Raw genomic sequence first — 13,805 nt, forward strand, 5'->3', positions numbered from 1 at the left:
TTTTAGGCACCTGTGTCGGATAGGAATTGCGCGACATGATGTGGAATTCAGTAAATATAAACGTGAACGTGATCTGAAGAACGCGCGAGTTAGCGCTGGATCGCAAGGTGTTTTGCCCCGCGCCATTGCCTTTCGCTGCCGCAACACTTAGCTTTCTTACTGCGACCTGAAATTAACCGGAGTTTCCATGTTCAGAACCCTCAGTGCAGCTTTGCTTGCAAGTGTGATGATCTTGCCCACAGGGGCATATTCCGATGGGCTTGCTGGGTCTTATCTTGCCGCGCGCCAAGCCAGTTTTTATTCAGACTATCAACGGGCTGCAGATTGGTATCTTCGCGCGATTGAACAGGATTCCAGCAATCCGATTTTGCTTGAGAACGCCCTAACAGCGTGGATCGGACTTGGGGACTTTGACGCCGCCATGGAAACCGTGGCGACCATGCGCGACGCTGGGTTTGACACTCAGCAAACCAGCATCCTTACGGTCGCAAATCTTGGGGCGCGCCAAGAATTCCAAACCCTGATTGAAGTCTACGAGGGGCCGGTCAATATTGGCCCTTTGGTGGACGGGCTTGTGGTGGCTTGGGCGCAAGTTGGTGCAGGCCAAATGACGGTTGCATTGGAAGGTTTTGATGCGGTTGCCGCAGATGCCTCTACGCGTAGTTTTGGTCTTTATCACAAAGCGTTAGCGCTTGCCTTGGTCGGAGATTACGAAGGCGCGGATGGGATCCTATCGGGCGAGACTGACGGAGCGTTGCCCGCGACGGTTAACGGCATTTTGGCCCATGTTGAAATCCTTAGCCAACTTGAACGCAACGCGGACGCGCTTGAATTGTTGCAAAGCGTTTTCGGCCGTTCCACTGATCCAATTGTGACGCAGATGATCGAACGGCTTGAAGCAGATGAGACGCTTCCGTTTTCGGTGGTCACGGATGCCTCTGAGGGGCTATCAGAAGTGTTCTATTCGGTGGCGGGTGTCTTGGAAAATGAATCCACCGCTGGCTATGCCTTGCTGTTTTCACGCGTTGCGGAACATCTAAATCCCGATAATGTTTCCGCGATGCTTTTGTCGGCAAACTTGCTGGAAACGCTTGAACAATATGACTTGGCAAATGCGACATATGATCGTGTGCCGCGCAGTCATCCTTCTTTCCATGAAGCGGAAATCGGACGCGCCGAGGCCCTGCGCAAGGCGGGCAATGACGAGGCCGCGATCGAAGCCCTCAAGCAACTGGCCGAAACGCGTTTTGATTTGCCCATCGTACATTCCGCTTTGGGGGATGCATTGCGCGGAATGGAACGCTTCGAAGAAGCCGTCGCGGCCTATAACAACGCCATCGCGCTTTTCGATGACCCCATGCGCGGCCATTGGGGCGCTTATTATACACGTGGAATTACGCTGGAAAGGTTGGAACGCTGGGAGGAAGCCGAAGCTGATTTACGATTCGCTTTGGAACTCGCCCCGGGTCAGCCATATGTGTTGAACTATCTGGGATATTCCTTGGTTGAACAACGCCGAAGCCTAGATGAAGCTCTTGAAATGATTGAACAAGCTGTCGCTGGGCGCCCTGATGATGGGTATGTTACGGATTCGCTTGGCTGGGTTTTGTATCGGCTTGGCCGTTTTGACGAAGCTGTTGTTCACATGGAACGCGCAGTTGAATTGGAACCCGTCGATGCCATTGTCTCTGACCATCTGGGGGATGTGCTTTGGGCTGTTGGCCGGCACCGTGAAGCCGAATTTCAATGGAAGCGCGCGCTGTCCTTTGTGGACCCCGAAGAAGTTGATGGTGAAGCTGACCCTGATCGGATGCGCCGCAAGATTGAAGTCGGATTAGACGTGGTTTTAGAAGAAGAGGGCGCAGCCCCCCTGACGGTCGTGGGCGGAACGGGTAATGACGGCTAACTTTGCGCCTGGTTTTGCCCCGGCGAAGATCAATCTGACGCTGCATATTACAGGGCAGCGGGCGGATGGATATCATCTATTGGACAGTTTGGTCGCTTTTGCGGATTTTGGTGATCATTTGACGGTGACCCCTGCCTCTGACATGCGCCTTGATGTCGTTGGTCCCGAGGGCGAGGGGGTGCCGACGGATTATAGAAACTTGATCCTGCAGGCCGCCGCGCTGTGTCCTGTGGCCGACCCACATGCTTTCACACTTGAGAAAAACCTGCCCACGGCAAGCGGTGTCGGTGGCGGGTCATCTGATGCTGCCGCAGCCATCCGTTTGCTGAAGGTGGATGTGGATCTGCAAAGAGTGCTGAAGTTGGGGGCCGATATCCCGATGTGCATCACACCAAAAGCGGCGCGGGTGCAGGGAATTGGCGACCAGATTTCCGTCGTGTCGAATTTCCCGAGTCTGCCTGCTGTCCTATTGAATCCACGTCTCAGTGTGCCCACTCCGGATGTGTTTTCTGCTTTGTTATCAAAGGATAACGCCCCAATGCAGTCGATGCCGAAACCTGGTGGTGATGTCATCGTGTGGCTTGCTGAGCAACGCAATGATCTTCAGGGGCCAGCGATCAGCCTTTTCCCTGGAATCCAGTCAGCATTGTCGGCGCTAGAGGGAACAAATGGCTGTCAAATCGTGCGGATGTCGGGATCAGGGGCAACATGTTTTGCCTTGTACCGAACCGATACTGAGGCAGAAAACGCCGCCAAGGATTTGACCCACAGCCACCCGGATTGGTGGGTTCAATCCTGTCGATTGGGATCTATGGCTTAGCCTAGCATCGCTGTGCGCCTAAGGGTTAACGCACACGCGCGACCACATACTCGGCAATATCAGACAGCATTTGACGCAGCTCGTGATCGGGCAACACACCCAGTGCTGATTTTGCCTTTTGCGCCCAGGCCAAAGCTTCCACGCGAGTGTCTTCCATCGCGTTGTGTTTTTTCAAAAGGGCGAGGGCATGTTCGAGATCGCCATCGTTTTGTTTCCCTTTTTCGATGGTACGTGTCCAGAATTCACGCTCATCTTCATCAGCTTTCGCAACAGCTTTGATCACGGGCAGGGTGAGTTTACGTTCGCGGAAATCATCACCGACGTTTTTACCAAGGGCACCAGAGCCCCAATAATCCAACAGGTCATCTACGATTTGAAAGCTGATCCCAAGGGCATCACCATAGTCAAACAACGCCTGTGTCGTCGCATCATCAGCACCGGCAATCACGCCACCAACTTCTGTCGCCGCGGAGAACAACGCCGCAGTTTTACCGCGCACAACTTGCAAATATATGGCCTCTGAGGTGGCCAAATCCTGGGCGGCGGTCAGTTGCAAAACCTCGCCTTCTGCAATCGTGGCGGATGCGTTGGCCAGAATGTCCAAGACCCGCAAAGACCCGGTTTCAACCATCAACTGAAAGCTGCGAGAGAACAGATAATCGCCGACCAAGACGCTTGATTTATTATCCCAAAGCAGGTTCGCCGTTGGCCGTCCGCGACGTTGCCCGCTTTCGTCCACCACATCATCATGCAGTAAAGTCGCCGTGTGAATGAATTCGACCGTCGCTGCCAATTTCACATGATGATCACCGGTATAGCCACACAGATGCGCCGCCGCCAAAGTCAGCATGGGGCGCAATCGTTTGCCACCCGCTTCGACCAGATGTGCGGTCACTTCTGGGATGCGCGGGGCGTGTTCAGATGCCATGCGTTTGCGGATTAGAACGTTCACCGCATCCATGTCGTCAGACAGATACTGGGCGAGGCGGTCATGTGGTTTTACGGAGGCGTCCATGGGCTTCAAATCTCTGTTATTTGCGGCCTAAAGCTCGACAATTGCGTGCCAGTGCCGTTATGTCTCCAGTATGAAAGAACTCCTGCGTACCACGGACCCGACCATCATCGCATTCGCCCAAGCGCTCCTTCAGGGAGAGGGTATAGACTGCTTTGAAATGGACGTAAATATCAGCATCCTAGAAGGAGGCATTGGCATTTTGCCGCGTCGTTTAATGGTGCGCCAAAGTGATCATTTTGAAGCTTCAGCCATTCTGAAAGACAACGATGTCGATTTCGGTATTACAACAGCATTTTCCTGACGGGTTGACCGACGATGGGTTTCTGTCGGGGCGGTTGCAAATCTTGCAGCCCCGCAAGGGGTATCGTGCAGGCGCTGATCCTGTGTTGCTGGCTGCCGCTTGTCCCGCCAAGCCCGGGGACAATGTTTTGGAGGCCGGTTGCGGGGCAGGGGTTGCATCAATCTGTCTAGGTGCACGTGTTGATGCGCTGACGCTGACGGGCCTTGAGCTGCAGGGGGAATATGCCGATTTGGCGTGCGAAAATGCAGCAAGAAATCACCAAACTCTCGAAGTTGTTGCGGGCGATATTCGGGCGATTCCCGGGCATATTAAGGCGCGTAGTTTCGATCAAGTGATTATGAATCCACCATTTTTTGAGCGCACAAAAGGGTCATCTGCGCCTGACGCGGGAAAAGAAATCGCGCTGGCGGGTGAAACCCCGACGCAGGCTTGGATCGATTTGGCCGCGCGGCGCCTTAAACCAAAAGGGTATTTGACGCTGATTCACGATATTCGCCGTCTGCCCGATGTTTTGGCCGCCTGTCTTGGGCGGCTGGGCAGCATTGAGATCCTGCCGATATCCGCGCGTGAAGGTCGTAAGGCGCATTTGTTTTTGATGCGGGCCCGAAAGGGTGGGCGGGCAGATTTTATGCTGCATTCACCGTTGGTTACACATGTGGGCACGCAGCATTTGGAGGATGGCGAAAGCTATACACCTCAAATTCGCTCTATTTTACGAGAGGGTGCTGCACTAAAATTCCCTTAAGATTAAGGTTTTGGCAAGGAAATGCTTCCAATCATCGGCGGAGAATGGGTTTTGAGTGGGTGTTTTCTGCACTGCAACGTGACATGACTCAAATTCTGTGCTCGACTTGATTACACACTTTTGTAACGGAGGAATGCCATGAGTAAGAGTTCGCACATCCAGGAACTCCACCGTAAACATCAATCTCTTTCTGAAAAAGTTGATCAGGAACAACGACATCCTGGTGCCGATCCCATTGAGATCGCAGCTATGAAGAAAGAAAAACTACGCCTTAAGGAAGAAATATCGCGTCTTTCCGGCGGGTAATATCTAATTTTCTTTCTTGCCTCCCAGATGGGATCCACACCCATGAGGATCGGGATCAAGACACCAAAAAAATAGGGCAGCCCCTTGGCCGCCCTAACTCACATATTTTCAGCGAAAACTATACGAAAAACTGCCCGCCATTTGCGGAGATCGTGGAACCGTTGATGAATTCAGCATCATCGGACACCAAGAACTTTACACAGCGCGCGATTTCTTCTGGGGTGCCTAGGCGACCGGCTGGGATCTGGCTGATGATTGATTCGCGTATCTTTTCAGGCACCGCCATAACCATCTCTGTTCCGATGTAACCCGGACAAATTGCGTTTGCGGTGATGCCAAAACGCGCGCCTTCTTGCGCCAGAGATTTGGTGATGCCAAGGTCACCGGCCTTGGATGCGGCATAGTTGACCTGTGCAAATTGACCTTTTTGACCATTGATCGAAGAAATGGTCACGATGCGGCCAAATTTGCGCTCGCGCATTCCTGGCCAAATTGGGTGGGTCATATTGAAAACGCCCGACAGATTGGTGTCGATGACTTGCTGCCACTGCTCGCGGGTCATCTTATGGAAAGGGGCGTCGCGGGTGATGCCGGCGTTGTTCACGAGAACCTCCACTGGGCCCAAGTCGGCCTCGACCGCGGCGATTCCCGCGGTGCATGCGTCGTAATCTGCAACGGACCATTTATAGGTCTTGATGCCTGTTTCTTCCGTGAACTTTGCGGCGGCCTCGTCGTTGCCGGCATAATTGGCTGCAACGGCATAGCCCGCATTTTTCAATGCAATCGAAATTGCGGCGCCGATGCCGCGTGTGCCGCCGGTTACCAATGCGGTTCGTGCCATGTCTGCTCTCCCAAAAAATAAATCCGTTCAGCAACTCTTTAAAACATTTTCACACCATTTCGCAAGATTATTTCGCCATGAATTGCCGCATTGCAGAAAAAAGACGCCAACAGGGTTGCTGTTGGCGTCCTAAATTAAAAATGAAACGCTTACGTGACAGTTAACGTTCGATGCAAATTGCAACGCCCATGCCACCACCGATGCATAGGGTCGCCAAGCCTTTCTTGGCATCGCGGCGCTGCATTTCGAACAGTAGCGTATTAAGAACGCGACAGCCCGATGCACCAATTGGATGGCCAATCGCGATGGCGCCACCGTTTACATTCACGATCTCAGGGTCCCAGCCCATATCTTTGTTCACGGCACAGGCTTGGGCGGCGAAGGCCTCATTTGCTTCGACAAGATCCAGATCTGACGCTGACCAACCTGCCTTTTCTAAAGCTTTTTTCGACGCGTGGACTGGCCCCATTCCCATGATGGAAGGATCAAGGCCTGCTGTCGCATAGGATGCTATGCGGGCCATCGGTGTGAGGCCTCGTTTTTCAGTGTTTTCGGCACTCATCATAAGAACAGCTGCAGCGCCATCGTTGATGCCTGATGCGTTTGCCGCAGTTACGGAGCCGCCGTCGCGCACGAAAGCTGGGCGCAATTTTTGCATGGATTCCAATGTTGCACCGTGGCGGATGTATTCATCCGCATCGACAATGATCTCGCCTTTGCGTGTCTTGATCGTGAAAGGCGTGATTTCATCAACAAACAGCCCAGCCTTCTGAGCTGCCTCAGCTTTGTTTTGGGACGCAACGGCGAATTGATCCTGCATTTCGCGACTGATTTCCCATTGGTTTGCAACATTTTCAGCAGTCTGCCCCATGTGGTAGCCGTTGAACGCATCCCAAAGCCCGTCGCGAATCATGGAATCGATATATTTGACGTCACCCATTTTGTGACCCGCCCGCAGATGTGCAACATGCGGGGACAAAGACATGTTTTCTTGGCCGCCAGCTGCCACGATCTCAGCATCGCCAAGCATGATATGCTGCGCGCCAAGTGCAACAGTGCGCAAGCCAGATCCGCAAACTTGGTTGATGCTCCAGGCCGAGCTTTCTTTTGGAAGGCCTGCATTGATATGTGCTTGGCGTGCCGGGTTCTGTCCTTGGCCTGCCTGTAAAACCTGCCCCAGAATGGTTTCTGAAACATGGGCCTTTTCGATGCCAGCCCGGGCAACAACCGCTTCCAGCACGGCACTGCCGAGATCATGGGCCGGTGTGTTCGCAAACGCACCGCTAAAACTTCCGACTGCGGTACGCGCCGCAGAAACAATAACTACATTGGTCATTCTCGTCTCCCTCATTGGATGCGCCGGTGCAGGTTACGCCATCACCCAAACGCGCTTGCGAGGGAGGTTAGGGGGAAATTTTTTAAAGAGCAATGCAGTTGCAGAGGAAAACTGCTGCATCGCAGCAATTGGCGTTATCAGATGTTGAGAATTGGATTATGCACGTGACTGATTTGCTTTTTCGCGCTGCTCCATTGGGTTTACCATTGTTGGGCTTCCAAAGTAATACCCCTGAAGGCAGTCGATCCCAATGTCTTGTAGAACGGCTATGTCATCTTGGCTTTCCACACATTCTGCGACCGTAAACATGTCGAAATGTCGGGCAATAGACACAAGTGCGCGGGTTAAAACCTGGTTGTCTGAATTATTGGCGATACCAGTGATGAATTGCCCATCGATCTTGATGACGTCAAAGAAAAAATCCTTGAAAAACCGGAAGGCCGTATACCCCGCGCCGAAGTCGTCTAAGGCAAACGCGATGCCTTGGCTTTGCAGGTCGGCCATGAAGCTTGTGACCAGTTCGGGCATCTGCATCGCAGATGATTCTGTGATTTCAAGAATTAGACGTTCGCCAATTGTGTCATTCTGCGCCAATCCAGCGTTTAACGCCTTAACCCAAGGGGCATATCCGATTGAACGTGCAGACATGTTGATAGACAAGCGCAGGCTTTGATCATCCGCCAAGGCCCGCAATCCCAGTTCAATCGCGCGACAATCAATGAGGCGACCAAGTTCATTGTTTTCAATTTGATTTATGAATTCCTTGGCTGGAATAATGCGCCCGTTTTCGTCCAATACCCGAACCAAGCCTTCATGGAATGAAATTTGGTCAAGCTGATCGGACCGCACAATGGGCTGATACGCCAATGCAACGTTTCGATTGACCAAGGACTTGTGGACCATCTGTAAGATATCGCGATCACGATGTGCCAGGACGCGCGACAGTGGCCCCCCGCCAGTTCCTTCATCACCGGTGTCAAATTTCAACTCATCACTTAACATTCTATGTCCCGGATTTTGTGCTAGAATTACAAAAACAGATTGTGCTGAAATCCTTAAGGTCCCATGAATAATCGAGTTTTTGATGAATTTGAATCAAATGAAAGCGGGAAGAGAAAGCCCTTGGGAGATTGAGTGATATGACAGATCGTTGCGGATGGGTTGGAATTGAATCAATTTATTTGGCTTATCATGACGCAGAGTGGGGCGTTCCTGAATACGACTCACGCGCTTTGTGGGAGAAATTGGTTTTAGATGGATTTCAGGCGGGTCTCAGCTGGTTAACGATCCTGAAGAAACGCGAGAACTTCCGCAAAGCCTTTGAGGGGTTCCATCCCGAAGTGATTGCCACTTGGGATGAAGACGACGTCGAACGTTTGCTACAAGACGCGGGAATCATCCGGCACCGTGGCAAGATCGCCGCGACGATTACCAACGCGCAGGCTTATTTGCGCATTCAGGAAACCCAGCCTTTTGCTGATTTTCTGTGGGGTTATTTTGATCACAAGGTCGAACAAAACAGCTGGGCATCCCAAGCCGACGTTCCCACACAAGACGCGCGGTCATTGCAGATTTCAAAAGACCTGAAAAAGGCCGGGTTCAAGTTCTGCGGACCAACCATTGTGTATGCTTTCATGGAGGCATCGGGCTTTATGAACAATCACCTCACCACCTGCCACCGCCACAAAGAAGTGGCCGCGATGGCACGCGAAAATCAGGTATAACGCGCGCCCTGACGATCAAGTTCTTTGCGCACAAGTGTGAGGTCAATATCAGCAACACCCTTGCCCGTTTTCACAGACACTGCCGCGGCAATCCCGGCGGCCTGACCGGCAACGGCACAGCAGGCCATGTTGCGGGTGGCGGCGTGGCTTGTGGTGTCGCCGCCGGTGATCCGGCCTGAGACCAGTAGGTTCTCGATCTTTTTGGGCAGTAGATTGCGGTAAGGGATCTGGAAATACCGCCCGGTGGTTGGCAAGATTAGAATGCCGTAGCCATCGATGAATTCAGGGAAGATCCCAACGCTGTCTTCAAAGCGCCCTTGTTCGCGTACATCCTGCCCGGTCATATTGTAAACCGTATCCACCTTGCGCGTGTCCCGAATGCCCAGCGACATACCAAAGTTGCGCAGGCGAATACCTTCACACCCCGGCGTATAGGCGCGCAGGGCCTCAATCGCCAGCATCGCCTGTCGACGGCCTTCGATCTCATAGGTGGTCAGACTGTCGGGATCGGTGCCATCGCAATTCGCCATATGAATCAAGTTCATATAGGTCAGTTCGCCCGTGTCATGACAGGCCCCCCAGGTGCCCGCGATGGTATTTAGATTGGGTGGAATTATCCCGTCTTTGATCGCTTGCGCAAAAGGTTTGTGCAGGAAAGGCGAGAACATCTCGTCCTCTTTGCCAGTTGTTTCGATGTTCCATTCACCGCCGCCACCCCAGTCTTTATAGGTCTGCGGATCGGCCTTGATGCCATCCATGAATTTCTGCTTATCAACGCCTGCCACATGGAACATCACAGAGGCTGCCATCATCTTTTCGACCGGAGTGGTGAACACAGGCGCACCGGCGCGCTGGGCGACATCTGCATCCCCCGTGGCATCAATCACCCGTTTGGCAAGGATCGCTTCGCGCCCGGCTTTGGATTCGGTGATCGCCCCGATGATTGTGTTGCCCTCCATGATCGGCGCTACAAACTGGCGATGCAGCATGGGACGGATGTTGGGTTCATTCAAAACCATCTGGTCCGCAACCAATTTGAAACCCTCGGAATCGATCTCATAGGATAAGGATTGGCTTTCTGGCACCGCCGCGCCCATTTCTTTCGCGCGGTCTTCAAATTCACGTGCAATTCCGTCGGATTCCACGGTTTCCTCGTGGCGATACCAATGCATGCCTTCGACGCCAACAACTGTCAGGTTCCCACCGAAACAGCCAAAGCGTTCAACCAGTGTCACCTCTACCCCGGCCCGGGCCGCTGCAAGGGCTGCCGGCAACCCACCCGGGCCAGACCCAATCACCAAAACATCGGTTTCATGAATCACATCAATTTCGCGGGCGGGTTCAGTGATTTTGCGGGTCATCGTGGGCCTTTCCTATGGTCAGATCATATGAACGATGCGCGCAGCACCCCGCGAGGCCAATTCCGACCCCGATGTCGCTTTTAAGAAAATAACTACAACTTCACATGCGCAAGCGTGGAGTAATGCTCGCGGTCTTCGACTTCATGAAGCGTGCAGGATTTTCCAAAGCATTCGCGCAATGCAACTGACATCTGCGGTGGGGACCAGCTATCCTTGCTGCCGTGCCAAAGATCAACGGGGCACTGCACTTTTGGCAACTCATCACGCCAATCCTGAACATAAGCCTGAACATATGAAAGATATGTTTCGCGCCTATTGATAAAGCTTTCTCGCAATGCGGTGCCCATGACCTGCATGAAGTCAGGATCTTGCAGCAAATCACTTTCCATTGGGCCGCATTTAGCGAACAACATATTCAGGATCAGACCGGGTGAGAGGCGCGAAACAATGCCCTGAAAGACAGTGAGAAGCCGCAGAAGTTTTGGGTTTTTGGCAGCCAGTTCAAACACGGGTTGCCCGGCCATATGGGGCAGAAAATCCCCCGACTGCAAAGGTGTAGCAGGGGATATGAGTGTCAATTGGGCAACGCGATCTGGCCGTGAGGCCGCGATCATAATGGCAGCCATCGCCCCGATGGAAAAGCCAACCAAATGCACGGGATCGGTATCGGCACCTTCCGCGGCCAGTGCATCCGCCAGCGCCTGATGGGCAAGCTCAGGTGGATAGTGCAGAAGATCCAGCGCCACGGTCTCTACCCCCGGATTGGCCCGCGCCAGAAGATCCGCATCTGCTGCGCTGCCGGGCATTCCATGACAAAAGTATATCTTCCTCAAAACATCGGATCCTATCGTTACCATAAGGGGAGACTGATTGTCCCCGTTCATACGTCCATATAGGTGCCAAGCCGAGATGGTGCTTTGTCGCTGTCGTCTATGCCTTATAATCCTCAAAGCCGGGCGTGCCTGCGGTTTCGGGGTTTCGTGCCACATGGCGGCGTTTCAATAATTCGGTCGACCCGCCCTTGCCGTCATGACGCCAGCCTGGAGGTTTCACGGCGTAATTCCAGCGGTCTTTCCAGGTCAATCCCGGTTGCCGCCAATCGCGCCAGATCGCGACCCATTCATGAAAGGCCACGCGGATGGGGTTGAACGTGCCGATATTGTGGATCAGCCCGTAGTCGACTTTTTCGTCCTGTACCTCGGGCACAAAGGTGCCAAACATCTTATCCCAGATGATAAACACACCGGCGTAATTGGCATCCAGATAACGCGGATTGCGCCCGTGGTGCACGCGGTGGTGGCTTGGGGTGTTCATCACTGCCTCAAACCAGCGGGGCATTTTGTCGATGGCTTCGGTGTGGATCCAGAATTGATAAATCAGGTTCACACCACCCACAAACAGCACCATCGCCGGATGAAATCCCAGCAAGATTAAGGGGGCACGCACCACCATCATCAAGGTGAACGTGCCAGTCCAGGTCTGGCGCAGAGCGGTGGTCAGATTGTAATGCTGGCTTGAGTGATGGTTCACATGTGAGGCCCATACCCAGCGCACGCGATGGCCAAAGCGATGCACCCAGTAATAGCGCAGATCATCCAGCACGAAACAAATCACCACCACCAGCACAGATGCGCCAAGATTGATCGGTGTCAGCCACCAAAGGAAGGTAAAGCAATTCCAGGCGATGAAGCCCAGCAGAATGCCAGACACAACAGACCCAACCCCCATGAAAAGTGAGGTCATGGCGTCGCGTGTTTCATACCGTCCACCACGTTTTTTGAAGGTGATCCAGGCGATTTCAACAAGGATCAACAGGATGAAAAACGGCACCGCGTAATCGGTGACTTTTGGGTAGATTAACATATCAGTCATTGCGGGTCTCCTGCTGGTGGGCGTTGATGCGGGCCTGCCAAATCGTACATTCTTTCGGGGTCAGGGTGAGCCGCGCTTTTGGGTCGTCATACTCTGGAAACGTCAATGTTAGACCCTGTTTTACGGTGATGACTTGGGCCGCACCCAGATGGTGGATCACGCTATCAATGCCAAAACTGCGCAAAAGCCAAAGCCCGCTGCCCACCTCCACCAGCGCCGCACGCCCATCAGCGGCCACAATGATATCACGCGGTTTCGCACCGGGCCTGTGACGCAACCAATGCAGGCGCGCGTCCTCAACCGTGGTGAACCGCAAATCCTGCGAGCAGCCCGCAAACCGCATCGCCCCCCAAGCAATGATCAACCCGACCACAACCATGGGTGCAAGTATATGTAATGGCATTCGTCTCTCCCTGCCTGCCATTGGGGCCAAGGAAGCGGCATCCTGTCAACGGGGCCGTGGCGTCAAGAGGGATAGCTGCTCCTATGATGATCTGTTAAGTACGAGACATGCCAACGCTTGAAGTTATATCTCTTGGTGCAACGAACGTGCCTGATCTGTCGGATCTAACGGTCTTTGTTGCAAGGGGCGATACGCATTTGAAATCAGATCGAGCGTTGTTTCAGGACGATTTGGATGCGTTGGCTGGCGTGATTGTGCACCTAGGTACACGACACAAAGGGACGACGGTTTGGTCGTGTGGGGGTGAAGTTTCATGGAATGAAGCCCGTGATGGATATTTTGGATTTCATAGCGACGCACTGCGAGACATAAATCTAATGTTGGGGAGGCTATGGGATGTTTCGCCATCCCGGAAGCTGATGTTTCTGTCGGATATTCAGGGTGGCCCGGAAGAAGCCCGCAGGGTCACTTTGTCAAGCAACGCTGACTTTTTCAAGCTTGCAGAAGCCGCGATGCTTCGCTTCAATACCATATATACGCTGCATGGTTAAACGTTACTCAGCCGCGCCTTGATGCTCTGCACCGCTCATCGCTGACAGAATTGCAATCGCGCTGTTGCTGTCCCATTCTGCGTCACCAATCAGACGGGCGATTTCTTGGCCTTCAGGGTTCAGCACAATCGTTAGAGGCAGGGACAGTGCGCCGAAATCAGCGGCAAGCAGGCGATCTGGGTCCAGTAAAACGGGTAGGTTCTTGATCTCAGCCTGGTCCCAGAACCGATCAATTGCGGCTGCCGGGTTGTGGGATGTTGCCACGGGAACGACCTCAAATTGATCCCCACCCAGACGCGCTTGCAAGCGATCCAGCGACGGCATTTCAACCCGACACGGCGTACACCAAGTGGCCCAAAAATTCAGCAGCACATATTTGCCCTGATAATCCGCAAGCGTATGTTCGCCACCCTGTTGATCCACAAACACCGCCGCAGATTCGCGACGCGGTTCGGGGTGCAGGATCAATTTGCGCAGGCTGCCTTCCCGCATTTCGCGCAACTCTTCAATGGATGGGGGCGTATGCGTGATATCTTGCGCCATAGCTGACGTTGCAGTGAAAGCGACTGCGGTGTAAACGACGAGGGACTTTAGGAAATTCATGTGTGCTCCGGGCGAATGGCC

At 53.3% G+C, this 13,805-nt stretch carries 16 protein-coding genes; 7 read left to right on the forward strand and 9 right to left on the reverse strand.

Annotated features, from left to right (window positions below):
• Window positions 1–187 precede the first annotated feature (187 nt).
• Complete coding sequence (locus RJ38_RS13450) at window positions 188–1,906, forward strand: tetratricopeptide repeat protein (RefSeq protein ID WP_039019386.1); 1,719 nt, start codon at window positions 188–190, stop codon at window positions 1,904–1,906.
• Window positions 1,896–2,726, forward strand: coding sequence for a 4-(cytidine 5'-diphospho)-2-C-methyl-D-erythritol kinase (locus tag RJ38_RS13455; protein WP_039019387.1), 831 nt, complete (start codon window positions 1,896–1,898; stop codon window positions 2,724–2,726). The genes RJ38_RS13450 and RJ38_RS13455 overlap by 11 nt, the downstream gene beginning before the upstream one ends.
• Before the next feature lie 25 nt (window positions 2,727–2,751).
• Here RJ38_RS13455 and RJ38_RS13460 read toward each other — a convergent pair whose 3' ends face one another.
• The gene (locus RJ38_RS13460) at window positions 2,752–3,741 is read right to left on the reverse strand and encodes a polyprenyl synthetase family protein (RefSeq protein ID WP_039019388.1); all 990 of its coding nucleotides are present in this window, start codon (window positions 3,739–3,741) and stop codon (window positions 2,752–2,754) included.
• A gap of 70 nt (window positions 3,742–3,811) precedes the next feature.
• Between RJ38_RS13460 and RJ38_RS13465 the strand changes: the two genes are divergently transcribed.
• The 3 genes from RJ38_RS13465 to RJ38_RS18570 all read left to right on the forward strand — a co-directional run bounded on the left by RJ38_RS13465 (window position 3,812) and on the right by RJ38_RS18570 (window position 5,093).
• Window positions 3,812–4,042: a putative signal transducing protein gene (locus RJ38_RS13465; protein ID WP_039019389.1), complete on the forward strand. Its 231-nt coding sequence runs from the start codon at window positions 3,812–3,814 to the stop codon at window positions 4,040–4,042.
• Window positions 4,008–4,787 carry a tRNA1(Val) (adenine(37)-N6)-methyltransferase gene (locus RJ38_RS13470; RefSeq protein ID WP_039019390.1) on the forward strand — a complete coding sequence of 260 codons (780 nt, stop codon included), beginning with the start codon at window positions 4,008–4,010 and terminating at the stop codon, window positions 4,785–4,787. Before RJ38_RS13465 ends, RJ38_RS13470 begins: the two co-directional genes overlap by 35 nt.
• Before the next feature lie 138 nt (window positions 4,788–4,925).
• Complete coding sequence (locus RJ38_RS18570) at window positions 4,926–5,093, forward strand: YdcH family protein (protein WP_082005745.1); 168 nt, start codon at window positions 4,926–4,928, stop codon at window positions 5,091–5,093.
• Between the two features lie 118 nt (window positions 5,094–5,211).
• On the opposite strand, the gene phbB is transcribed toward RJ38_RS18570, so the two are convergent.
• From phbB to RJ38_RS13485, 3 genes are all read right to left on the reverse strand, one after another.
• Window positions 5,212–5,934 carry an acetoacetyl-CoA reductase gene (gene phbB / locus RJ38_RS13475; protein ID WP_039019391.1) on the reverse strand — a complete coding sequence of 241 codons (723 nt, stop codon included), beginning with the start codon at window positions 5,932–5,934 and terminating at the stop codon, window positions 5,212–5,214.
• A 160-nt stretch (window positions 5,935–6,094) separates the two neighbouring features.
• Window positions 6,095–7,270 carry an acetyl-CoA C-acetyltransferase gene (locus tag RJ38_RS13480; protein WP_039019392.1) on the reverse strand — a complete coding sequence of 392 codons (1,176 nt, stop codon included), beginning with the start codon at window positions 7,268–7,270 and terminating at the stop codon, window positions 6,095–6,097.
• A 156-nt stretch (window positions 7,271–7,426) separates the two neighbouring features.
• Window positions 7,427–8,272, reverse strand: coding sequence for an EAL domain-containing protein (locus tag RJ38_RS13485; protein WP_039019393.1), 846 nt, complete (start codon window positions 8,270–8,272; stop codon window positions 7,427–7,429).
• 137 nt (window positions 8,273–8,409) lie between these two features.
• Here RJ38_RS13485 and RJ38_RS13490 point away from each other — a divergent pair, with 137 nt between their 5' ends.
• The gene (locus RJ38_RS13490) at window positions 8,410–8,994 is read left to right on the forward strand and encodes a DNA-3-methyladenine glycosylase I (RefSeq protein WP_039019394.1); all 585 of its coding nucleotides are present in this window, start codon (window positions 8,410–8,412) and stop codon (window positions 8,992–8,994) included.
• Here the strand turns inward: RJ38_RS13490 and RJ38_RS13495 are convergent.
• The 4 genes from RJ38_RS13495 to RJ38_RS18215 all read right to left on the reverse strand — a co-directional run bounded on the left by RJ38_RS13495 (window position 8,985) and on the right by RJ38_RS18215 (window position 12,630).
• Window positions 8,985–10,355, reverse strand: a complete 1,371-nt coding sequence (locus tag RJ38_RS13495; RefSeq protein WP_039019395.1) for an FAD-dependent oxidoreductase — start codon at window positions 10,353–10,355, stop codon at window positions 8,985–8,987. The two genes, RJ38_RS13490 and RJ38_RS13495, sit on opposite strands and share 10 nt — an antisense overlap.
• A gap of 92 nt (window positions 10,356–10,447) precedes the next feature.
• On the reverse strand, window positions 10,448–11,188 hold the full coding sequence (locus tag RJ38_RS13500; protein ID WP_162183573.1) for an alpha/beta fold hydrolase: 741 nt from the start codon (window positions 11,186–11,188) through the stop codon (window positions 10,448–10,450).
• 97 nt (window positions 11,189–11,285) lie between these two features.
• On the reverse strand, window positions 11,286–12,227 hold the full coding sequence (locus RJ38_RS13505; RefSeq protein ID WP_039019397.1) for a sterol desaturase family protein: 942 nt from the start codon (window positions 12,225–12,227) through the stop codon (window positions 11,286–11,288).
• The gene (locus tag RJ38_RS18215; RefSeq protein ID WP_156121869.1) at window positions 12,220–12,630 is read right to left on the reverse strand and encodes a hypothetical protein; all 411 of its coding nucleotides are present in this window, start codon (window positions 12,628–12,630) and stop codon (window positions 12,220–12,222) included. Before RJ38_RS18215 ends, RJ38_RS13505 begins: the two co-directional genes overlap by 8 nt.
• Window positions 12,631–12,737: 107 nt before the next feature.
• Here RJ38_RS18215 and RJ38_RS13515 point away from each other — a divergent pair, with 107 nt between their 5' ends.
• Window positions 12,738–13,181 carry a hypothetical protein gene (locus RJ38_RS13515; RefSeq protein WP_039019398.1) on the forward strand — a complete coding sequence of 148 codons (444 nt, stop codon included), beginning with the start codon at window positions 12,738–12,740 and terminating at the stop codon, window positions 13,179–13,181.
• A gap of 3 nt (window positions 13,182–13,184) precedes the next feature.
• On the opposite strand, the gene RJ38_RS13520 is transcribed toward RJ38_RS13515, so the two are convergent.
• On the reverse strand, window positions 13,185–13,784 hold the full coding sequence (locus RJ38_RS13520; protein ID WP_039019399.1) for a TlpA disulfide reductase family protein: 600 nt from the start codon (window positions 13,782–13,784) through the stop codon (window positions 13,185–13,187).
• Between the last annotated feature and the right edge of the window lie 21 nt (window positions 13,785–13,805).

Origin of the sequence: Halocynthiibacter namhaensis (assembly GCF_000812685.1) — a bacterium.
Lineage (GTDB): Bacteria > Pseudomonadota > Alphaproteobacteria > Rhodobacterales > Rhodobacteraceae > Halocynthiibacter > Halocynthiibacter namhaensis.